Source organism: Sphingomonas sp. EU05-FHT14C10, assembly GCF_058790595.1.
On the sequence record NZ_JBYTEN010000012.1, the window covers coordinates 52883 to 71560 of the forward strand.

22 protein-coding genes and 1 tRNA gene are annotated in these 18678 nt (G+C 66.6%); 10 read left to right on the plus strand and 13 right to left on the minus strand.

Annotated features, from left to right (window positions below; genetic code table 11):
* Positions 1-22: 22 nt before the first annotated feature.
* From AC3WT0_RS12940 to AC3WT0_RS12955, 4 genes are read left to right on the plus strand one after another with little or no spacing between them, the layout of a single operon-like run.
* Positions 23-355 carry a hypothetical protein gene (locus AC3WT0_RS12940; protein ID WP_492753813.1) on the plus strand — a complete coding sequence of 111 codons (333 nt, stop codon included), beginning with the start codon at positions 23-25 and terminating at the stop codon, positions 353-355.
* Positions 355-645: a hypothetical protein gene (locus tag AC3WT0_RS12945; RefSeq protein ID WP_492753814.1), complete on the plus strand. Its 291-nt coding sequence runs from the start codon at positions 355-357 to the stop codon at positions 643-645. Before AC3WT0_RS12940 ends, AC3WT0_RS12945 begins: the two co-directional genes overlap by 1 nt.
* The gene (locus AC3WT0_RS12950) at positions 642-1376 is read left to right on the plus strand and encodes a Lar family restriction alleviation protein (protein WP_492753815.1); all 735 of its coding nucleotides are present in this window, start codon (positions 642-644) and stop codon (positions 1374-1376) included. The genes AC3WT0_RS12945 and AC3WT0_RS12950 overlap by 4 nt, the downstream gene beginning before the upstream one ends.
* Positions 1373-1558 carry a helix-turn-helix transcriptional regulator gene (locus tag AC3WT0_RS12955; protein WP_492753816.1) on the plus strand — a complete coding sequence of 62 codons (186 nt, stop codon included), beginning with the start codon at positions 1373-1375 and terminating at the stop codon, positions 1556-1558. Before AC3WT0_RS12950 ends, AC3WT0_RS12955 begins: the two co-directional genes overlap by 4 nt.
* On the opposite strand, the gene AC3WT0_RS12960 is transcribed toward AC3WT0_RS12955, so the two are convergent.
* Complete coding sequence (locus tag AC3WT0_RS12960) at positions 1555-2898, minus strand: tyrosine-type recombinase/integrase (protein WP_492753817.1); 1344 nt, start codon at positions 2896-2898, stop codon at positions 1555-1557. The genes AC3WT0_RS12955 and AC3WT0_RS12960 overlap by 4 nt on opposite strands.
* A 166-nt stretch (positions 2899-3064) precedes the next feature.
* Positions 3065-3154 (minus strand) — tRNA-Ser (locus AC3WT0_RS12965).
* A 150-nt stretch (positions 3155-3304) separates the two neighbouring features.
* Between AC3WT0_RS12965 and AC3WT0_RS12970 the strand changes: the two genes are divergently transcribed.
* Positions 3305-4057 (plus strand): DUF1134 domain-containing protein, encoded by a 753-nt coding sequence (locus tag AC3WT0_RS12970; protein WP_492753818.1) that lies wholly within the window; start codon positions 3305-3307, stop codon positions 4055-4057.
* Positions 4058-4108: 51 nt separating this feature from the next.
* Here AC3WT0_RS12970 and AC3WT0_RS12975 read toward each other — a convergent pair whose 3' ends face one another.
* From AC3WT0_RS12975 to AC3WT0_RS12985, 3 genes are all read right to left on the minus strand, one after another.
* The gene (locus tag AC3WT0_RS12975) at positions 4109-4477 is read right to left on the minus strand and encodes a DUF1428 domain-containing protein (protein WP_492753819.1); all 369 of its coding nucleotides are present in this window, start codon (positions 4475-4477) and stop codon (positions 4109-4111) included.
* A gap of 18 nt (positions 4478-4495) precedes the next feature.
* The gene (locus AC3WT0_RS12980; protein ID WP_492753820.1) at positions 4496-4897 is read right to left on the minus strand and encodes a DUF1801 domain-containing protein; all 402 of its coding nucleotides are present in this window, start codon (positions 4895-4897) and stop codon (positions 4496-4498) included.
* A 72-nt stretch (positions 4898-4969) separates the two neighbouring features.
* Positions 4970-5884 (minus strand): LysR family transcriptional regulator, encoded by a 915-nt coding sequence (locus AC3WT0_RS12985; protein ID WP_492753821.1) that lies wholly within the window; start codon positions 5882-5884, stop codon positions 4970-4972.
* A gap of 108 nt (positions 5885-5992) precedes the next feature.
* Here AC3WT0_RS12985 and AC3WT0_RS12990 point away from each other — a divergent pair, with 108 nt between their 5' ends.
* A complete protein-coding gene (locus AC3WT0_RS12990) occupies positions 5993-7162 on the plus strand; it encodes an MFS transporter (RefSeq protein ID WP_492753822.1) in 1170 nt (389 codons plus the stop codon).
* A gap of 17 nt (positions 7163-7179) precedes the next feature.
* On the opposite strand, the gene AC3WT0_RS12995 is transcribed toward AC3WT0_RS12990, so the two are convergent.
* Positions 7180-7575 (minus strand): winged helix-turn-helix transcriptional regulator, encoded by a 396-nt coding sequence (locus AC3WT0_RS12995; protein WP_492753823.1) that lies wholly within the window; start codon positions 7573-7575, stop codon positions 7180-7182.
* 91 nt (positions 7576-7666) lie between these two features.
* On the opposite strand from AC3WT0_RS12995, the gene AC3WT0_RS13000 reads away from it, so the two are divergent.
* Positions 7667-8245: an FMN-dependent NADH-azoreductase gene (locus AC3WT0_RS13000; protein ID WP_492753824.1), complete on the plus strand. Its 579-nt coding sequence runs from the start codon at positions 7667-7669 to the stop codon at positions 8243-8245.
* A gap of 36 nt (positions 8246-8281) precedes the next feature.
* Here AC3WT0_RS13000 and AC3WT0_RS13005 read toward each other — a convergent pair whose 3' ends face one another.
* From AC3WT0_RS13005 to AC3WT0_RS13020, 4 genes are all read right to left on the minus strand, one after another.
* Complete coding sequence (locus AC3WT0_RS13005) at positions 8282-9430, minus strand: DSD1 family PLP-dependent enzyme (protein ID WP_492753825.1); 1149 nt, start codon at positions 9428-9430, stop codon at positions 8282-8284.
* Complete coding sequence (locus tag AC3WT0_RS13010) at positions 9427-10689, minus strand: D-arabinono-1,4-lactone oxidase (RefSeq protein ID WP_492753826.1); 1263 nt, start codon at positions 10687-10689, stop codon at positions 9427-9429. Before AC3WT0_RS13010 ends, AC3WT0_RS13005 begins: the two co-directional genes overlap by 4 nt.
* 126 nt (positions 10690-10815) lie before the next feature.
* Positions 10816-11973 (minus strand): NAD-dependent formate dehydrogenase, encoded by a 1158-nt coding sequence (locus AC3WT0_RS13015; RefSeq protein ID WP_492753827.1) that lies wholly within the window; start codon positions 11971-11973, stop codon positions 10816-10818.
* A 271-nt stretch (positions 11974-12244) separates the two neighbouring features.
* A complete protein-coding gene (locus AC3WT0_RS13020) occupies positions 12245-12748 on the minus strand; it encodes a Dps family protein (RefSeq protein WP_492753828.1) in 504 nt (167 codons plus the stop codon).
* Between the two features lie 209 nt (positions 12749-12957).
* Between AC3WT0_RS13020 and AC3WT0_RS13025 the strand changes: the two genes are divergently transcribed.
* The 3 genes from AC3WT0_RS13025 to AC3WT0_RS13035 are packed head-to-tail and all read left to right on the plus strand — an operon-like array spanning position 12958 to position 15342.
* Positions 12958-14058 carry a DUF47 family protein gene (locus AC3WT0_RS13025; protein ID WP_492753829.1) on the plus strand — a complete coding sequence of 367 codons (1101 nt, stop codon included), beginning with the start codon at positions 12958-12960 and terminating at the stop codon, positions 14056-14058.
* An 11-nt stretch (positions 14059-14069) separates the two neighbouring features.
* Positions 14070-15083, plus strand: a complete 1014-nt coding sequence (locus AC3WT0_RS13030; protein ID WP_492753830.1) for an inorganic phosphate transporter — start codon at positions 14070-14072, stop codon at positions 15081-15083.
* Between the two features lie 22 nt (positions 15084-15105).
* On the plus strand, positions 15106-15342 hold the full coding sequence (locus tag AC3WT0_RS13035; protein WP_492753831.1) for a hypothetical protein: 237 nt from the start codon (positions 15106-15108) through the stop codon (positions 15340-15342).
* Here the strand turns inward: AC3WT0_RS13035 and AC3WT0_RS13040 are convergent.
* From AC3WT0_RS13040 to AC3WT0_RS13050, 3 genes are all read right to left on the minus strand, one after another.
* The gene (locus tag AC3WT0_RS13040) at positions 15339-15995 is read right to left on the minus strand and encodes a response regulator transcription factor (protein ID WP_492753832.1); all 657 of its coding nucleotides are present in this window, start codon (positions 15993-15995) and stop codon (positions 15339-15341) included. The genes AC3WT0_RS13035 and AC3WT0_RS13040 overlap by 4 nt on opposite strands.
* 58 nt (positions 15996-16053) lie before the next feature.
* On the minus strand, positions 16054-16422 hold the full coding sequence (locus AC3WT0_RS13045) for a response regulator transcription factor (protein ID WP_492753833.1): 369 nt from the start codon (positions 16420-16422) through the stop codon (positions 16054-16056).
* Between the two features lie 76 nt (positions 16423-16498).
* On the minus strand, positions 16499-18391 hold the full coding sequence (locus AC3WT0_RS13050) for a PAS domain-containing sensor histidine kinase (protein WP_492753834.1): 1893 nt from the start codon (positions 18389-18391) through the stop codon (positions 16499-16501).
* Positions 18392-18678: the final 287 nt, after the last annotated feature.

Sequence of the window (18678 nt, forward strand, 5' to 3'; positions counted from 1 at the left end):
TCTTGAGAGGGCGCGGGAGGCGATGTTCGAACGCTGGCCCGGCTATGCCGAGCAGTCATGGTCCGAACGGTTCGCTGAACTGGATAAGCGCTTCGGAGATCTTGAGCGCCAGGTCGCCATTCTCGCCTTCGCCAAGTCCGAGTGCGCCACACGAGACGCTGAGATCGAGAGGCTGACCGCCGCGCGCAATCTCGCTTACGGCTTGCTGTGGGGCATGTCGATCGACCGGCGGCGCGTCAGCGATGACCTTGCTGCCCGAGCGCGTGAAACTCTGCTCGCGACCATGAGCAAGGACGATCAGCGCGCCGGCATCGACGCCGCCCGCGCCGCCCTCTCAAACAAGGATGCTGGATGATGAGCAGGGGGCTTAGGAGCAACGGTCTTCCGCATGACGTGAAAGCGCCGGATGGCTTCCTTCTAGGCGGTTGGCGGCGAGTGTCGAAGGGTGGATACATTCGCCTCGGCGGTACGCGCTGGACGCACCCCAACCTCGCCGATCACGTGGGCGAATACTGCTTCGTCCACGTCGATTGCGGATGGGCCACAGAAGCGTCGTTCACCTTCGACGAAAAGCATCAATGGCAAGGGCCATGGAACGGTCAGCAGTTCAAAAATGGCCGTATCCCGTTGGAGATCGTCCAATGACCACTGAAACGAACGACACGCCTCCGGGGTGGAAACTGGTGCCGGTGGAGCCGACTAAGGAGATGACGGCGGCCTGCCTTCGGTATGCGCGCGTTGAAATCGATGTTCCGTCGATGATCTGGTCTGCCATGCTCGCCGCATCCCCCGAGCCACCCGCCCGCCATCTGCCGAGCAGGGAGGCGATTGTCGCGGTGCTGGCGGCAATCGAGCAGGCGCATTTCGATGATCAGCTTCTGCCGAAGCTGGATTGTCGCGAAATCGATGCTCTGGTCGCCACCCTCCTCTCCCTCCTTCGCGGCGATGCGGGCCACAATGAAGGCCAGCCTTTAATAGCGGAACGCGCCGATCCCAACGAGATGGTTGAGCTTCTGCCGTGCCCGTTCTGCGGGGCGACTTCCGACCTTTTGCTAGAGGCGATGACGCGCGCCAGTGACGATTTGTCTTGGTGGTCTGTCGAATGCACGGGATGCGGCGTCGAAGTCACCGACGATGAAAGTCAGGAGGCGGCTAACCGGCATTGGAACAAGCGCACCCCTACCACCGACCGCGAGAAGCTGGTCAGGGCCGTGGTGGAGCGGTGTGCGGGGCTAGCAAAGACTGGATGGGTCTCAGCTGATTATGATGTCGTCGGCGTCGCGGATGCTGACGTTTGCATGAAGCTATGCGAGCACATCACCTCCGCCATCCGCTCTCTCAATATCGACGATCTGGTGAAGGAGACCGGGAAGTGAGCACCGACAGGCTGCTGCGGCTCGATCAGGTGAAAGACATCACAGGAATCGGGAAGACGATGATCTATCGCCTCATCAGGGAGGATCGCTTTCCGAAGCCTTTCAAGGTCGGGGGATCGGCCAGCCGGTGGAGCGAATCCGAAGTGCTTGAATGGCGCGATGCGCAGAGAATTGCCGCCTAGAGCCTCCCGGCGCCGGTCGCCGCGTAGCGGATCGGTTGCCCGAGATGGATTTCCGGCGGCCACATATCGCCGACCAGCATATCCGCCCATTCCTGCGCTAGCTCGCGCCGACGCGGCATATAGGCCGCGCGATTATAGGCGCTTTCCACCTTGTTGTGCGGGACGTGCGCCAGCATCAGGTCGATAATCGGGCGGTCGGGAGATGCGCCGTTCCCGCCTTGCTCACGCCACGCGCGATCGGCGCGCTCATTCATGATCGTGGAGAAGGCCGCGCGAAACCCGTGCGGCACGTGCCGGCCGTGATAGCCGGCGCGGATCAGCAGCGCGCGGATCGTGTTCTCGCTGATCGGTTGGTGGAGGTGGCGCTCGCCGGGAAACAGCAGAGGCAGGTCGCCGGTCAGCCGGTGGAGAATCAGCAGCAGATCCACAGCCTGCCGCGATAGCGGGATGATGTGGTCGCCGCCGTCCTCGAGCTTGCGTTCCTCGTCGCCCTTCATGCGCGCGGCGGGGATGATCCAGAAGGGATCGGGTGCCTCGCCCGTCTTGAAGTCGATGCCGCTGATTTCCGCCCATGCCGCGAATCGAAGCTCGCCGGGCCGGCAGGATGTCAGCGCGAGGAAGCGCAGCGCGAATTTCGTGATCGCGCGGCAGCGCTCGCCCTCGCAGTCGATCAACATCTGGCGGACCGGCGCAAGTTCGGTGATCGCCGGCTGTCGCTTGGAAGGCGGCTTGGGCGTGAGCGCCTTGCCAAGGCTGGCGGCGGGGTCGGCCTTGGCGACGCCGGCCGCAATGCCGAAGACGAACACCGACGAGATGCGCGAGCGCACGCGGTGGGCTGTCTCGATCGCGCCACGTGTCTCGATCGCAGTGAGCAGGTCGAGCAGCTGCGGCGCTTCGATGGCCGTGATCGGCAGGGAGCCGATTTCGGGGAACACATCGTTTTCGAGACTATCGATCACATCTTGCGCGTGAACCTTGCTCCAACGCGGCAGGCGCTTCGCGTGCCAGGCGCGCGCGACATTCTCGAAGGTGTTTTCGCTGGCGGCGACATTGGCCTTGATGCTGACCCGCTTTTGCACGGCCGGATCGCGACCGTCCCGCAACAGCGCCTTCGCCGCGTCCCGCGCGGCGCGCGCATCGAGCAGCGACGTCGAGGGATATGTGCCCAGCGTCAGGGTCTTCTGGCGCGGCTTGCCCGCCGAGTTCACGCCATAGGTGTAATTCATGCGCCAGCTTTTCCCGCCGGCCGAACTGACGTGCAGATAAAGCTGCGCCGAGTCCGTTAGCTTGTATGGGCGCTCCTGAGGCTTCGCTGCCTTGATCTTCGCGTCGTTGAGCACTGCCGATCCCCGATACCATGTTTGCGGCGGGCGATGCCATGCGCCTTACCATGTCGAGGTGTGGACGCCTGCGAACAGGCGCGAACCCCGACTGGCCCAAAGTGGCCCCGAAAACGGCAGAAATCAAGGGTTTGTGAACGACTACGAACCGGCGCGGCGGCAGTCTTGGCGGAGACGGAGGGATTCGAACCCTCGATACGGTCACCCGTATGACGCTTTAGCAAAGCGTTGGTTTCAGCCACTCACCCACGTCTCCGGGTCGCTTGGCAGACGGGGGCTATAGCGAGGCATTTCGGGGCAATCAACCGACTCGTTCCAGCGCATATTTGATTCGCCTCATCGTCGATTCATTGTGGATTCAGGCGGATCGGCGTTAGATTCCGGCCTTCTGGTGGGGGATGGTGCGATGAGGACCCAAATTTTGCGCGTGGTGACCGCGTCGGTTGCTTTGCTGTCGATTCTGGCGGCGCCGGCGTCGGCGCAGGTGCGCACGGTCGATCCCAACACCGCGATCGACGCAGACGTCACCCCGCCCGCGCATCAGGCCGATGCGGTGCCTTACGACAACGCCGCCGTCGCCGATCCGGCGCAGCAGCCGGCGGCGCCGCCCCCCGGCGCGCCGCTCGCCCCCGTGCAGGCCGCGACCGCGCCTGCCGGAGTCGATGGCACGAAGCCGACCACCTATCACCGGGACGATCTGATCGGCGCGGCCGAAGGCGTGTTCGGCAAGGGCGCGAAGGGCCTCGCCGGGATCATCGAGAAGATCCTGAAGGATCAGGGCGAGCCCAATGCCTATATCGTCGGCCGCGAGGCCGGCGGCGCTTTCGTCGCGGGGCTGCGCTACGGATCGGGCACGCTGTTCCACCGGATCGAAGGACAGCGCCCGGCTTACTGGACCGGGCCGTCGATCGGCTTCGATGCGGGCGCCAATGCGGGCAGCACCTTCGTGCTGGTCTATAATCTCTATGACAGCCAGGATCTCTACAAGCGTTTCCCGGCGGGCGAGGGCAACGCCTATTTCGTCGGCGGCTTCACGGCATCCTATTTGCGGCGCGGCGATGTCGTGCTGATCCCGATCCGCCTCGGCGTCGGGGTGCGGCTGGGCGCGAACATCGGCTATATGAAGTTCCGCGAGAAGCAGAACTGGGTGCCTTTCTAGGCGGCGCGGTATCGATCCCTCGGGCGAGGACGTCACCCTCAACTATCTATTTCAGGCGGACGATGGCTTGCGTCCCATCGTCGCGATGGGCTGGAAACAGCCAAGAATGAGGCGTTTCGCATCGAACGGCGGATCGCCGGCCGAATCCATCCGCGGATCCTGGTGCATCCGTTCCTCGGCGGCCTCGAAACTCGCCTTGTCCGGCCAGACCTGCCAGGTGAAGACGATCTTCTCGCCGTCGCTGGCGGCCACGGCCTTGCGGAAATCGGTCTGCCTGCCGTCGGGGATGAAATCCTCCCAGCATTCGACGATCTCGATGCAGCCATATTCCCGGAAGAATTGCGCGCCGCTCTCCGCCCAGCGGCGATAGGCGTCGAGGCCGCACGCCGGCACGGGGATGACGAGACCGCAGACGTACATGCATCTCCTCCTCTTCGTTCAGCCCCCGGCCTCGTCGAGGCGGCGGCGAATGTCGCGATAGGCAGCGGCGATGAGGTCGCCGAGCGCGGCCTCATCGGGCATCCGGTCGACCCGCAGCTTGACGTGGCGCATGCGCTTGCCGCCGCCTTCCAGCAGGCCGGCCGGATCGTCGAGGAACGCGCCGAAGAAAAAGCCGATATTGGCATGTTCGGCGTGGGCATCGACATAGGCGAAGGCCGCGTCCCCGGCGCAGGCGGTCGGGCGGCCGTCGTGGATCAGTTCGCGCATGTCTCCGCCACAGGCGCGCAGCCGCCCGAACCAGGGCTCGGCAAGGCCGCGCAGCGCGTCGCCACGGCCGAACCACGCCGCGATTTCCGGATCGCGCCGGCGGGCGGCCGGAAAGCGGAAAAGCGCCTCCATGCCCCTGAATGTGCCAGCCGCGGTCCTGTCCGGCAAGCCGGCGGCAGTCTGGATCGCGCCGGGCAAGCGCCTTCAGGCCGACCGGGGCGACGGGCGCAGCTTCTCGACCAGGAAGTCGACGAGCGCACGGACGCGGGCGGGCATGTCGGCGCCGCCCAGGAACAGCGCGTGGATCGCCTCGACATCGCCGGGATTATAGGCCTCGAGCAGCGGGACGAGGCGGCCGGCGGCGACGTCGGCGTCGATGTGGAAATTGCCGACGCGCGTGATGCCGACGCCGTCGAGCGCGAGCTGCACCAGCGTCTCGCCATTGTTCGCGCTCATATTGCCGCCGATCGCCAGCACATGATCGCGGCCCTCCTCGCGGAACGGCCAGCCCGGCTCGGCGCGCCGGAAATTGAAATCGAGGCAATTGTGCCGGGCGAGGTCGGCCGGGGTCGCGGGCGTGCCGTGGCGCGCAAGATAGGCGGGGGAGGCGATCACGGTGCGGCCGGTGTCGCCCAGCCGCCGCGCGGTCAGCGGGCTGTCGGGCAGGGGGCCGAAGCGGATCGCCACGTCGGTGCGGCCGCCGAGAATGTCGGCCAGTTCGTCGCTCAGCTCCATGTCGACATGGATGCCGGGATAGCGGGCAACGAATTCGGCGAGCAGGGGCACGATGACGAGACGGCCATGCGCTGACGCCATGCTGATCCGCACGCGCCCGCGCGGGCTGGCCTGATCGGCGATGGTGCTTTCGGATTCCTCGATATCGGCAAGGATGCGCCGCGCATCGCGGGCAAAGGCCTCACCTTCGGCGGTGAGGCGCAGCGTCCGCGTCGTCCGTGCGATCAGGCGCACGCCCAGTCGCGCTTCGGTGCGCGCGACGATCCGGCTGACGGCCGAGGGCGTCAGCCCTATCGCGCGTGCTGCGCCGGAAAGGCTCCCTTCGTGCGCGATCGCGACGAAAGTCGCCATGTCGCCGATCCTGTCGATGCCGTCGCGTTTCATTTGTGAAGTTATTGCACAGATATTGGTCCCGAACACGCTCTAATCGGCGATGCTGCGATGCGCCATATGCGTGTACGGAATAGAAAAGGCTTTCAGGGCGCTTCGCAGATGAAACTCAATCCCCCGCTTCTCGCGCTGGCGATCGGTGCCTTTGGCATCGGCGTCACCGAATTTTCGCCGATGGGCATGTTGCCGCTGATCGCGACCGATCTCGGCGTCTCGATCCCGTCGGCCGGTCTGCTCGTCAGCGCTTACGCACTTGGCGTGCTGATCGGCGCGCCGCTGATGACGCTGGGCTTCGCCCGGACGGGGCGGCGCACGCTGCTCGTCGGGCTGATGGGCATCTTCACGCTGGGCAATCTGCTGTCGGCGATCGCGGACAGCTATGCGCTGCTGATGGCGGCGCGCATCGTCACCTCGTTCAACCACGGCGCTTTCTTCGGCGTCGGATCGGTGGTCGCGGCCGGCATCGTCCCGCCAGAGCGGCGCGCGGCGGCGGTGGCGGCGATGTTCTCCGGCCTGACGATCGCGACGATCGGCGGCGTCCCGCTCGCGACATGGGTGGGCGAGGTGATGGGCTGGCGCGCCGCCTTCTGGGGCATTGCGGGAGTCGGCGCGGTGGCGATGGCGGCGCTTCGCTTCGCGCTGCCGCCGCTTCCGGTCGAGGCGGGAGGCGACATGGCGGCGGAGCTTCGCGTGGTGCGGCGCGGCCCGGTGCTCGCCGCGCTGGCGCTGACGGTGATCGGCGCCAGCGCGATGTTCACCGTGTTCACCTATATCGTCCCGATCCTGAAGACCGAGACGGCGGCGTCGACGGGCTTCGTCACCGCGATGCTGGTGCTCTACGGCGTCGGCCTGACCGTGGGCAACTGGGTGGGCGGCCGCTTCGCTGATCGTTCGGTCGACGGCACGCTCGTCGCCGCGCTGCTCGCGCTGGTCGGCCTGCTCGTCGCCTTCGCGATCGGCATGCGCTGGGAAGCGAGCGCGGCGCCGCTGATCTTCCTCTGGGGCGTTGCGAGCTTCGCCGTGGTCCCGCCGCTGCAGATGCGCGTCATGGAGCAGGCAAGCGAGGCGCCCAACCTCGCCTCGGCGCTCAACATCGGCGCCTTCAACCTCGGCAATGCGATCGGCGCGGCGCTGGGCGGCGGGGTGATTGGCGCCGGGCTGGGCTATCCGATGGTGTCGGTCGCCGGCGCATTGATGGCGGGCGCCGGGCTGGCGATGCTGTTCGTGCTGCGTCGCCCTGTCCGCGCGCCGGCGGGGGAGTGCGCGGCCTGAGTAAAGCGGCGCGCGCGTCAGTCGCGCGCGTCGAACGCCTGGCGGTGGGCCTCGATCTCGGGCACATGATCGCGCACCCAGCCGCCGATGGCGAGCCCTTGCAAGGCCAGCGAGGTACCGAGCGGGGTCAGCGCATATTCGACCTGCGGTGGAACGGTGGGGTGGACGGTACGGCTGACCATGCCGTCGCGCTCCAGGTTGCGCAGCGTGCGCGTCAACATCTGCTGCGATATGCCGCTGATTGCGCGGCGCAACTGGTTGAAGCGCAGCGGCCCGTCGTTGAGCGTGACGACCACCGGCAGCGTCCAGCGATCGCCGATCCAGCCCAGATGTTCGGCGATGCGCGTGCAGGTCTGGCGATCCTGCATCGCCGTGCGCGGTTCGGTGCGGGGGGCAGGGGCGGTCATCTGCATGTGACTAGGTCCGGAAAATATGCGTTCTTGGCCGGTCTGGCCGGGCTGCATAGCTATTTGGGGTCGCTGAACCAATCTGGACAGACCCTCTATGAAACTCCTGCATCTCGATTCCTCCGTGCAGGCCGAAAACTCGGCCAGCCGCGCGCTTTCCGCCGCCATCGTCGATCGCCTCGGTGCGCTCGATCCTGCGTTGGAGGTCGCCTATCGCGATCTTGCTGCCGATCCGCTGCCGCACCTGACGCTCGATCGCTTCGCCAGTGACGAAGGGCAGGCGGTGCTCGAACAGTTTCTGGGCGCCGACATCGTCGTGATCGGCGCGCCCATGTATAATTTCGCGATCCCGACCCAGCTGAAGGCTTGGTTCGATCATATCCTCGTCGCCGGGCGGACCTTCCGTTACGGGGCCGAGGGCGTCGAAGGCCTTGCTGGCGGCAAGCGCGCGATCATCGCCGCGTCGCGCGGCGGCCTGTATGGCGAAGGCAGCCCGACGGCCGCGTTTGACCATGCCGAACGCCATGTGCGCGCAATGCTGGGCTTCGTCGGGGTGACCGATCTCGACGTGATCGTTGCCGAGGGCATCGCCTTCGGCCCCGACCAGCGCGAAGCGGCGATCGCAGCCGCGCTCGACCGGATCGCGGCTATCGAGCCGACGCCGCTCGCGGCGTGATGCTCCTACGGACCAGGCTGGTGCCGCGCAACCGAACTACGCCGATCGCCCGCGTGCGGTGACCGGCCAGATCGCGACCAGGCGGTCATCCTCGACGACATGATAGGCGTCGTAGAGATTGACCGTCGGGTCGCAGTGCGGCGCGGCCAGCGTCAGGCGTGAACCCAGCGCCGGCGCGGTCTCGCCCGTCGGCGGCACCACCGCGCCATGCTCGTCGCCCATGAAGACATAGGCGCTGCCCGGTGCAGCGCCCGCGCGGATCGGCGGCGGACCGGCGTCGGCGGAAAAGGCCTTGAGGCCGGCATCCGCGGTCGAAAGATAGGGCGTGTTGGCGCTGATGATCGTCGCGTCGACCATCAATGCAGTCTCGAAGGGCGCGGTGCCGCTGCCGTCGAGGTCGCAGTCGCCATATTCGCGGTCCATGAAGATGTAGGAACCGGGCTGCAATTCGGTCAGTACGCCCAGCTCGGCGTCGATCGCGTGCGTGCCCGTGCCGCCGCCGGTGACGACAGGCGGCGCGATGCCTGCCTCGCCCAGCGCATCGACGATCGATTTCAGATAGTCGGTGCGTTCGACGATCGCGGTGTGGCGATCGGCATAGCGTGCGATATGCTGCTGGATGCCGCAATAATATTGCACGCCGCGCCAGACGAGCGCGGGATGCGCGGCGATGCGCAGCGCGAGATGAACGGCATCGGCGAGCGAGACCACGCCGGTTCGCCTGATCCCCGGATCGATGTCGACGAACAGCGCCAGCGTCACGCCCGCCGCGCCTGCCGCTTCGGCCAGCGCATCGAGCGCGGCTTCATTGTCGACGACGAGGCTGAGCGCCGGGATGCGCCCGGCCAGCGCGATCGCACGCGCGATGCCCTGCGGCGTGACCACCGGCGAGGTGATGTGGATATCGTCGATCCCCGCCTCGGCCAGCGCCTCGGCCTCGCCCAGCTTGGCGCAGCACAGGCCGACCGCGCCCGCCGCGATCTGCGCCTTGCCGATGTCCGCGCTCTTGTGCGTCTTGGCATGGGGGCGGATCGCCAGATTATGGACGCGGCCGAACGCGGCCATCTTCGTAATGTTGCGCAGCAGGGCGGCACGATCGACGATCAGCGCCGGAGTGTTGAGCCGCGCGCGCGAACCCGGCTGGCCGATCAGATGGCCATGCAGCATCGCCGAGGCCGTGGTCATAGCGAAAATGCGAAAAGCTGGCGGAGATGATCGTTCATGAACTTGCCCCCCGGATCGAACCGCTTTCGGACGCGCCCGAATTCGTCCGCCCCGGGATAGAGCGCCAGCACGTCCTCGCTCGTCAAGCCATGGCGCTTGGCCCAGTGCGGGCGGCCGCCATGCGCGCGCAGCACGGCTTCCAGATCGGCGAACGCTTCCTGCCAGCGCATCTTCGCATATTGGTGGATCGAGATCGAAGCGCATGGCCCGGCGTGGAAGGGCGACAGCCAGATGTCGTCGCCCGCGACCAGCCTGAACTCGAAGGGGAAGATCAGCGGCATCCGCTTCGCCCGGAGCCGCGCGACGACGGCGCGCAGCGCGGCGGCGGCATTGGCGCGCGGCACCTCATATTCCATTTCCTCGAAGCGGACGGTGCGGTCCGACGGGAAGATACGCCAGGCCGGCCCCGCCCGGCCGCCCGGCTTCCACAGGCGCATCAGGCTGCGCTGGATCCACGGCACGGCAGCGGGCGCGATGCGCGCAAGCTCGCAGCCGGCGCGGAAGATCGCCTCGCCGCCCTCTGCGCCATGCAGATCGCACGGGTCGGTCGGGTGGAGCGTCTTGAGCACGACATGGTCGGCATGGGGGAAGAAGAAGAACTCCATATGCCGCGTCGCCGCCGCCAGCGCATCGAGCTGGTCGAGCACTTCGTCGAGCGCGACGACGCGGTTGCGTTCTTCGAGATATAGCGCCGGGATCACACCGATCCGCGCGCGCGTGACCACGCCGATCATGCCGAGCGACAGGCGCAGCGCCTCGAACAGCGCGGGATCGGTCTTGCGGTCGGCGCGGACGATCGCGCCGTCCGGCCCCATCGTCTCGAAGCCGAGCGCCAGCGTCGCCAGTGATCCCAGATCCTGCCCCGTGCCGTGCGTGCCTGTCGCCAGCGCGCCGCACAGCGCCTGCGGGTTCACGTCGCCCTGGTTGGCAAGCGAAAGCCCTTCGGCCCACAGAGCCTCGGTCAGCCGCGCGAGGCTCCAGCCTGCCGGCGCTTCCACGCTTTGCCGGTCGGGCGCGATCGTCAGGCCGCCTTCCATGTCGGCAAGCGAGACGAGCGCGCCCTCGGTCGCGCAGAGCGGCGTGAAGCTGTGCCCCGCGCCGGTGACGCGCACCCGGTCGGCACTGCGCACCACCGCTGCCAGCTCGTCGGCATCGCGCGGCCGCGCGATCGTCGCGGGCCGGGCGGCGACGCTGCCCGACCAGTTGCGCCATTCCGGCATCTCTTCCCAAGCCTCCCGCCATGCGGTCGATGCGCTTTCATGCCGCAGCGGCGCGGCGCGATGAAGCGCAAAAAAGGCCCGGCCGCGCGGGAGGGCAGCCGGGCCAGCGGGGGGCGGGAAGGGCGGTTACTTCACGTCGTAGCTATGCGCGCCGGTGCCGGCGAAGCCGCCGCCCGCGACGATCAGATATTCGTCGCGGATCGGCCGGCCCTCGAGGAAGCATTCGAGGATCTCGCGCGTGCCGGCGGCATAGCGCGCCTGCGCCGACAGCGAGGTGCCCGAGGTGTGCGGCGTCATGCCGTTGTGCGGCATGGTGCGCCAGGGGTGGTCGGCGGGGGCGGGCTGGGGATACCAGACATCGCCCGCATAGCCGGCGAGTTGGCCGGTCTCGAGCGCCGCGACGAGCGCATCGGTGTCGATCAGCTTGCCGCGCGCGCAGTTCACGATGTAGCTGCCGCGCTTCATCTTCGCGAAGAAGTCGGCATTGTACATCGTGTCGGTGGCCGGGGTCAGCGGCGTGTGGATCGACACCACGTCGCAGGCAGCGGCAAGCGCTTCGGCCGACGGGTGATAGGTGAGGTTCAATTCCTTCTCGACCGCTTCGGGCAGGCGATGGAAATCGTAATAATGGAGACCCACGTCGAAGGGCTTCATGCGGCGCAGCACGGCGAGACCGATGCGCCCGGCGGCGACCACGCCCACCTGCATCCCTTCGACATCGTAGGAACGCGCGACGGCATCGGCGATGTCCCAGCCGCCCGACCGGGCGATGTCATGCTGCGGGATATAATCGCGGACGAGGCTGAGGATCATCATCACCGTATGCTCGGCGACGCTGATCGAGTTGGAGAAAGTCACTTCCGCGACGGTGATGCCGCGCTCGGCGGCGGCCTTGAGATCGACATGGTCCGAACCGATGCCGGCGGTGATGGCGAGCTTGAGTTTGGGCGCCTTGGCGATGCGCTCGGCCGTAAGATAGGCGGGCCAGAAGGGCTGCGAGATGACGACGTCGGCATCGGCCAGCTCGCGCTCGAACGCCGAATCGGGACCTTCCTTGTCCGAGGTGACGACAAGGGTGTGGCCCGCCGCTTCGAGGAACTTGCGCAGTCCCAGCTCGCCGCTCACGTCGCCCAGCAGTTCGCCCGGCGTGAAGTCGATGCCGTGCGGGGTCGGCGTCGTCTGGCCGCCGGGATAGCCCGCGATGGTGGGCACGTTTTCGCGCGCGTAGCTGGCCGGATGGCCCTTGGCCGAATCGGGATAAAGAACGCAGACGATCTTCGCCATGATGATGCTCCTGATAGTCGATCGCCCCCCGGGGGATTGGGGGCTGCGGCCAATCTAGGGCGACATCGGGGACGGTTTATTGTATACGCGTGTATATATTAGCACCTAAGTGCCAGGGTCCCGCTTGAGATCGGCACCGGCCGGCCGCTACGCCGCCGACGACGAACGGGATCTTACGTCTTTCCAAAGGGAGAGGCCTGGGAAGCGAACTTCCCAGGCCTCGCTGGCCCGGCTGGGCGGGGGGAGGGGCGGGTGCCGGGCTCAGTGTCTCCTAGCTGCGCGAAGCCTCGAACAGGAACCACGCGCGCCGCTCGGCATCGTCGGTCCAGTCGTCGATCAGCGCTGATGTCGCGTTGTCGCCGGCTTCGTCGGCCAGTTTCTTCGCGCTGCGAAGCTGGTGGACGAGCGCGACATTGTCCTCGCGCAACTCGGCCAGCATCGCCGCCGGGGTCACATAGGCCTCGTCATTGTCGGCGGTGGTTTGGTGGCGGCCGATGTCGCCGATCGAGCGCAACGTGGTCGCGCCGATCTTGCGCACGCGCTCGGCGATCGCGTCCGTCGCCGCGAAGATCTGGGTCGCCTGTTCGTCGAACATCAGATGATAGTCGCGAAAGTGCGGGCCCGAGACGTGCCAGTGGAAATTCTTGGTCTTGAGGTAGAGAGCGAAGACGTTGGCCAGCGTGGCGTTGAGCGCTTCCGCCACCGACTGGACCTCGTTCGACCTGATGTCGGTCGGTACGGCCAGATTCTTGTCGATGATGCTCGCCGTCGCCATTTCTTCTGCTCCACTTCTCTGCTGCAGAAGTTATGAAGCTGGCGCTCGCGATTCTGAACTATACGTAGGTATCGACGGTGCCGGTTAGTGGATTTCGGCGAGGTCCGGGGTGTCGATCAGCCGCAAGGCCCTTATTGGCCTCGCTGACATAAAATTGTAACAACCCGCGCAGCGCGCTGGGAGTCGGGGCCATAAGACAGATTGCAGCATTGCCGTACCGGACCGAAGGCAATGCGATCGATGCGCCGTTCCGCGTCCTTCTGGTCACGTCGCGCGAAAGCAAGAGGTGGGTGATTCCCAAGGGAAACCCGCCGCCCGGCCTGTCTGCGCATGCCGCCGCCGCGCTCGAGGCGGAGGAGGAGGCAGGGGTGCGCGGGCTCGTCTGCCCGACGCCGCTCGGCTCCTATCGCTATCGCAAGCGTCGCCGCACCGGTGCATCCCTCATGATCGACGTCGATGTCTTCCCGCTCGCGGTGCGCAACGAACTGCCGAGCTGGAAGGAACAGGGCGAGCGCGAAAGATGCTGGTTCAGCCTCGCCGAGGCCGCGGCGGCGGTCGAGGAGCCGGACCTGCGCGATCTCATCCGGTCGTTCGGCCCATCGGAATTCAAGGCGGCGACGCAGCGCTTCGGGCTGCTCACCACCGTTGCTCAGAAATCGAAGGTGAATCACATGTTCGCATGGTTTCAGCGGCTACTGCCCAGGACCGGCAATTTCTTCGAAATGTTCGAGGCGCACGCGATCACCGTGGTCGCCGGCGCCGACGCGCTTTCGCGTTTGCTGGAAGACGGTAACCCCGAACATATCCGCGAGGTGATCGAGCGCGAGCAGGATGCCGACGAGATCATCCGCGAGATGCTGCGCACCGTCCGCGAGACCTTCCTGACGCCCTTCGACCGGAGCGCGATCATCAGCCTGATCGGCTCGATGGACGATGCGATCGACGAGATGCAGGCCGCCGTGCAGGCGATCGACCTGTACGAAGTCACGGTCTTCGAACAGGAAATGAAGGACATGGCGGCGATCGTCGTCGATGCCGCGCGCCTTACGGCCGAAGCCATGCCCCTGCTGCGCGACGTTGCCCGCAACGGCAGCCGCCTCCACGAACTGACCGAACGGCTGGTGCGGATGGAAAGCCATGCGGATGAGATCCACCGCGTAGGTCTGAAACACGCCTTCCAGCAGCTGGGGCCGCGCGATCCCGTGCTGTTCGCCGTTCACCGCGAGCTCTACAAGCATCTCGAGCGGATCGTCGACGCATTCGAGGATGTCGCGAACGAGATCGACGGCATCGTGATCGACCACGCCTGATCGCGCGACCCATGCACGATCTCGCCTTGCCCCTGCTGATCGGCCTGATCGTCGTCGCGCTGGCGTTCGACTTTCTGAACGGCCTCCACGATGCCGCCAATTCGATCGCCACGGTGGTCGCCACGCGGCTGCTGAAGCCCGTTCACGCCGTCGCCTTCGCGGCGGTCTTCAACTTCGCGGCCTATTTCCTGACGATCGCCTTTCCCGCGCTCCACAAGGTGGCGGATACGATCGGGCAGGGGCTGATCGACAAGAATCTCGTCACCCCCGCCGTGGTGTTCGGCGCGCTCGTCGGCGCGATGTTCTGGAATGTGGTCACCTGGCTCAAGGGCATACCATCCTCGTCCAGCCATGCGCTCGTCGGCGGGATGATCGGGTCGGGCGTGGCGCATGCCGGGCTGACCAGCGTCAAATGGGCGGGGCTCAACAAGACGCTCATCGCCATCGTGCTGTCGCCCACGCTCGGGATGATCCTCGCGATGCTGATCATGCTGCTGACCAGCTGGCTGTTCAAACGCGCCTCGTCGCGGTCGGCCGAACGCAGCTTCCGCGCGCTGCACCTCATATCGTCGGGCGCCTATTCGCTCAGCCACGGCCTCAACGATGCGCAGAAGACGATGGGGATCATCACCGTGCTGCTCTATTCGACCGGCTATCTGCGCGGCGCGTTCGAGGTGCCGCACTGGGTGGCGGTGAGCTGCTACATCGCGATCGCGGCGGGCACGCTCACCGGCGGCTGGAAGATCATCGAGACCATGGGATCGCGCATTACCAAGCTGTCCCAGCATCAGGGTTTCAGTGCATCGCTCGGCGGCTCGATCATCCTCTTCGGCGCGTCATGGCTCGGCATTCCCGTTTCCACGACGCACACGATCACCGGTTCGGTGATCGGCGCGGGGGTGGCGCGGCGCGCCTCGGCGGTGCGCTGGGGCGTGGCGAGCAACGTCGTCGTCGCCTGGGTGATCACTATCCCGGCGTCGGCGGCGGTGGGCGCGCTCTTCTACTGCCTGACGCGGCTGTTCTGAGGAGGGGGGACCGGTGGAAGAGTTGACCCTCGCGCTCTTCGTCGCAGATCTCCTCCTCGTCGCGGGCGCTTTCTATTGCCTCGTCTTTTTGCGGTGGCGGGCGGCGGGCGGCTGCGGGATCGTCCTGCTCGGGTCGTTTCCCCTGCTGCGGCTGGCATTGGGGGGCGAATTTCGGATCAATGCGCTGCTGATCCTGCTCGCCTCGGCCGGGCTCGCGATCTTGGTGGCGTTCGGTCGGTTCGGCCCGACCGGACGCTAACCGTGGTTGTAGCGCGACACGGCTTCGCGCACGCCCAGCGCCTCGGCCATGCGGACGAGGTCGGCGAGCGATTCCGCCTCCATCTTGCGCATCATGTTGCCGCGATGGATCTTCACCGTGATCTCGCTCAGCTCGAGCTTGCCCGCGATCTGCTTGTTCATCAGCCCGGCCGCGACATAGCCGAGCACGTCACGCTCGCGCGGGGTCAGGCATTCGTAGCGGGCACGCAGCGTGGCATCCTCGCGCTCGCGCATCCGGCGTTCCTCGTCGCGCGCAACCGCCTCGTCGATCGCGGCGAGCATCGCCTCGTCGTCGAAGGGCTTCGACAGGAAGGTGACTGCGCCGGCGCGCATCGCGCGCACCGTCATGGGTATGTCGCCATGGCCGCTGATCAGGATCACCGGCAGCGTCGTATCGCTGTCGAGCAGCTCCTGCTGGAAATCGAGCCCGTTGGCGCTGCCGAGCTGGACGTCGAGCACCAGGCAGGCGGCATTGTCCGACGCGTCGTCGGCCAGGAAATCCTCGGGCGCACCGAAACCGTTCACATCATAGCCCGACGAGCGCAGCAGGCTGCCGAGCGAATCGCGGACGTCGGCGTCATCGTCGATGATGCAGACAAGGCGGCTGCCACTGACTTGGTTCACGGCCGTCATTTTGCCCTCCTTTGCTTCAACCCCTGTGCCCGACGGGCATGGCGCAATCTATAGCCGCTCAGGCGGCGAGCAGCGCCTCGACCTCGTCGAGCAGCAATTCGGGATCGGTCGGTTTGGTCACGAAAGTCGCGATACCCAGTTCGCGCGCGGTGGCGCGCGCCTCGGGCGTCGGGAATGCGGTCATCAGGATCACGGGGATATTGTAGCCCTTGCGGCGCAGCTCGCGCTGAAGCTCCAGCCCGTCCATCCCCGGCATGTGCAGGTCGGTGATCAGGCAGTCCATCACCGGCAGGCTTGTCGATGCCAGCAGGGCTTCCGCGCCGTCGAAGCCATGAATGTCGATTCCCGCAGACCGGAAGAATGCACCGATACTGTCGCGAACATCCTGATCATCATCGACAACGCAGATAACAGACCCTGTAGGCACTTCGTTCACTCCCGCCGCGGCTGGTCCGCAGCCTCATGCTCATAAATGGCACGCCCGGCGCGCCTTCCCTATCATATTAAGATGTTATGCCCGGCGCCTCGGCCATCGCCGCGACGGGCAGCGTGAAGGCAACGGTCGCGCCGGCGCTCTCGTTATTCTCCGCGGCGATCCTGCCGCCCTGCGCCTCGATGATCGACCGGCAGATCGACAGGCCCATGCCCATGCCTTCTGCCTTGGTGGTGAAGAAGGGCTCGAAGATGCGCGGGGCAGTGTCGCCGGGGAAACCCGATCCGCTGTCGCTGACGGCGATGCGGATCATGCCGTCGTCCGCCGGCGCGGCGGCGATGCTCAGCACGCGATCGGCCGGCGGCGTATCGCGCATCGCCTGCATGCCGTTCATGATCAGATTGACCAGCACCTGCTGCACCTGGACGCGGTCGGCCACCACGGCCGGGGCATCGTCGATGCCCGTCTCGCGCAGCGTGACGCCCGCAGCACGCGCCTCGCGCTGGACGAGCGCCACCGCATCCTCGACCAGTTCGCCGAGGTCGAGGCGCTCGGCCTGCGGCGGCGTCTTGCGCGCCAGCGCCCGGATGCGCGCGATCACATCGGCGGCGCGCGTGCCGTTGGCGCCGACCTTCTCGAGGCAATCCTCGACCTCGGCCAGGTCGGGCTCGGGGCGCGACAGCCAGCGGCGGCCCGACTTGGCATAGTTGATGATCGCGGTCAGCGGCTGGTTGACCTCGTGCGCGATCGAGGCGGCGAGCTGGCCCAGCATCGACACGCGCCCGGCATGCGCCAGCTCGGCCGATGTCTGCTCCAGCCGCGCGCGCGCCTCGTTGCGCTCGGTCACGTCCGCCGCCATAACCAGCATGTGCGACCAGGCCCGGCTTTCGGGCAATTCGGTCACGCGCAGCACGATGTCGACGATCCTGCCGCTCAGCGTCGTCAGTCTGGTCTCGACCTCCGCCGATCGCTCGCCACCCGCCAGTGCGCCGAGCAGCGCGGCCATCGATTCCAGCGCTTCTCCGGGATAGCGGCCGCACAGGTTTGAACCGATCAGCGCCTCGCGCGACGACGCGTCGAACAGGGCGATCGCCGCCTGATTGGCGTTGCGGATCACCGCCGCGCGCGCGCCGGCCTGCACCACTTCGGGCTGTTGCGCCAGCCAGCTTGCTGCGTTGGCGCCGGGCGGAATGGTATCGGTCAGGATGTGCATCGCCTCCGACCAGTCGGATTCCCAGGCCGCGAAGCCGGCGGTGTCGAAGATCGCGCGATAGCGCTGCTCGGATGCACGGCGTTCGGTGTCGGCGCGGCGCTTCTCGGTCAGGTCGCTGCTCGATTCGATCACGCCGATCGCACGACCGCCGGGGTCGCGGCGCAGCAGCCAGCGGCTCGCCAGCACCAGCCGCGTGCCGTCGCGCCGCGTGCGCGCCACTTCGCCCGACCAGTGGCCTTCGCGTTCGAGCGCCGCCGTCACTTCCTCGACGGGAAAGCTGCAATGGAGCAGCTCGTCGCGGCGCCGGCCGATCGCTTCGCGCCGCGTCCAGCCATAGAGATGCTCGGCGCCTTCGTTCCAGTGCAGGATCGTGCCGTTCATGTCGCGGATGATGACGGTGTCGTGCGAAAGTTCGAGGATGCGCGCCTGTTCGCCGAGCGTGGTGCGCGTCGCCTGATCGCGCATCGACAACAGCGTGGTGATCGTGATGGCGATCATGCTGACCGCGAAGCGCGACAGCGAACCGTCGGTCGGCGCCGCCAGATGCCCGCCGAGGAAAGCTACGATCGTCAGGAAGCTCGTGCCGAGTCCGGCCGCGATAACGGCGCGCCGGCCAAGCGGCGCGACCAGCAGGATGACCGCGATGTGAAGCACCGCGATCGCGCCGTCGAGCTTGCTGAAAAGATCGAAGGCGAAGATCGCGAGCGCAAGCAACAGCGCGCTTCCGACCAGCAGGCGCTTGCGGATCATGCGGCGGGCCATGGGGTCAGCGCGACCCTGCTTTGTCTGTCGGCACGGCGTTTCGCTCCAACGGCGGCGAAACGATCGTAGGCGGCCGCACGCCTTGCGGCCAGACTCAATTCATAGTTCAATCTGCGACCCTCCGACGGCGGCGAGTCTAACCGCGCGATCGACAGGGATAACCCATACCAACGCATTAGGCGCGTTCGCGCGCTGCGCCGAAGATGAAACGAAAATGAAACATCGCGGCCGACGGCTTCACCAAAACGTCAAATGAGAGTCGCCAAGCGGTCTTA

Excerpts from the sequence above, each read along its gene's own strand:
- AC3WT0_RS12940 (WP_492753813.1), top strand. The coding sequence starts at position 23 with ATGTTCGAACGCTGGCCCGGCTATGCCGAGCAGTCATGGTCCGAACGG.
- AC3WT0_RS12945 (WP_492753814.1), top strand. The coding sequence starts at position 355 with ATGAGCAGGGGGCTTAGGAGCAACGGTCTTCCGCATGACGTGAAAGCG.
- AC3WT0_RS12950 (WP_492753815.1), top strand. The coding sequence starts at position 642 with ATGACCACTGAAACGAACGACACGCCTCCGGGGTGGAAACTGGTGCCG.
- AC3WT0_RS12970 (WP_492753818.1), top strand. The coding sequence starts at position 3,305 with ATGAGGACCCAAATTTTGCGCGTGGTGACCGCGTCGGTTGCTTTGCTG.
- AC3WT0_RS12975 (WP_492753819.1), bottom strand. The coding sequence starts at position 4,477 with ATGTACGTCTGCGGTCTCGTCATCCCCGTGCCGGCGTGCGGCCTCGAC.
- AC3WT0_RS12980 (WP_492753820.1), bottom strand. The coding sequence starts at position 4,897 with ATGGAGGCGCTTTTCCGCTTTCCGGCCGCCCGCCGGCGCGATCCGGAA.
- AC3WT0_RS12985 (WP_492753821.1), bottom strand. The coding sequence starts at position 5,884 with ATGAAACGCGACGGCATCGACAGGATCGGCGACATGGCGACTTTCGTC.
- AC3WT0_RS12990 (WP_492753822.1), top strand. The coding sequence starts at position 5,993 with ATGAAACTCAATCCCCCGCTTCTCGCGCTGGCGATCGGTGCCTTTGGC.
- AC3WT0_RS12995 (WP_492753823.1), bottom strand. The coding sequence starts at position 7,575 with ATGCAGATGACCGCCCCTGCCCCCCGCACCGAACCGCGCACGGCGATG.
- AC3WT0_RS13000 (WP_492753824.1), top strand. The coding sequence starts at position 7,667 with ATGAAACTCCTGCATCTCGATTCCTCCGTGCAGGCCGAAAACTCGGCC.
- AC3WT0_RS13005 (WP_492753825.1), bottom strand. The coding sequence starts at position 9,430 with ATGACCACGGCCTCGGCGATGCTGCATGGCCATCTGATCGGCCAGCCG.
- AC3WT0_RS13010 (WP_492753826.1), bottom strand. The coding sequence starts at position 10,689 with ATGCCGGAATGGCGCAACTGGTCGGGCAGCGTCGCCGCCCGGCCCGCG.
- AC3WT0_RS13015 (WP_492753827.1), bottom strand. The coding sequence starts at position 11,973 with ATGGCGAAGATCGTCTGCGTTCTTTATCCCGATTCGGCCAAGGGCCAT.
- AC3WT0_RS13020 (WP_492753828.1), bottom strand. The coding sequence starts at position 12,748 with ATGGCGACGGCGAGCATCATCGACAAGAATCTGGCCGTACCGACCGAC.
- AC3WT0_RS13030 (WP_492753830.1), top strand. The coding sequence starts at position 14,070 with ATGCACGATCTCGCCTTGCCCCTGCTGATCGGCCTGATCGTCGTCGCG.
- AC3WT0_RS13040 (WP_492753832.1), bottom strand. The coding sequence starts at position 15,995 with ATGACGGCCGTGAACCAAGTCAGTGGCAGCCGCCTTGTCTGCATCATC.
- AC3WT0_RS13050 (WP_492753834.1), bottom strand. The coding sequence starts at position 18,391 with ATGATCCGCAAGCGCCTGCTGGTCGGAAGCGCGCTGTTGCTTGCGCTC.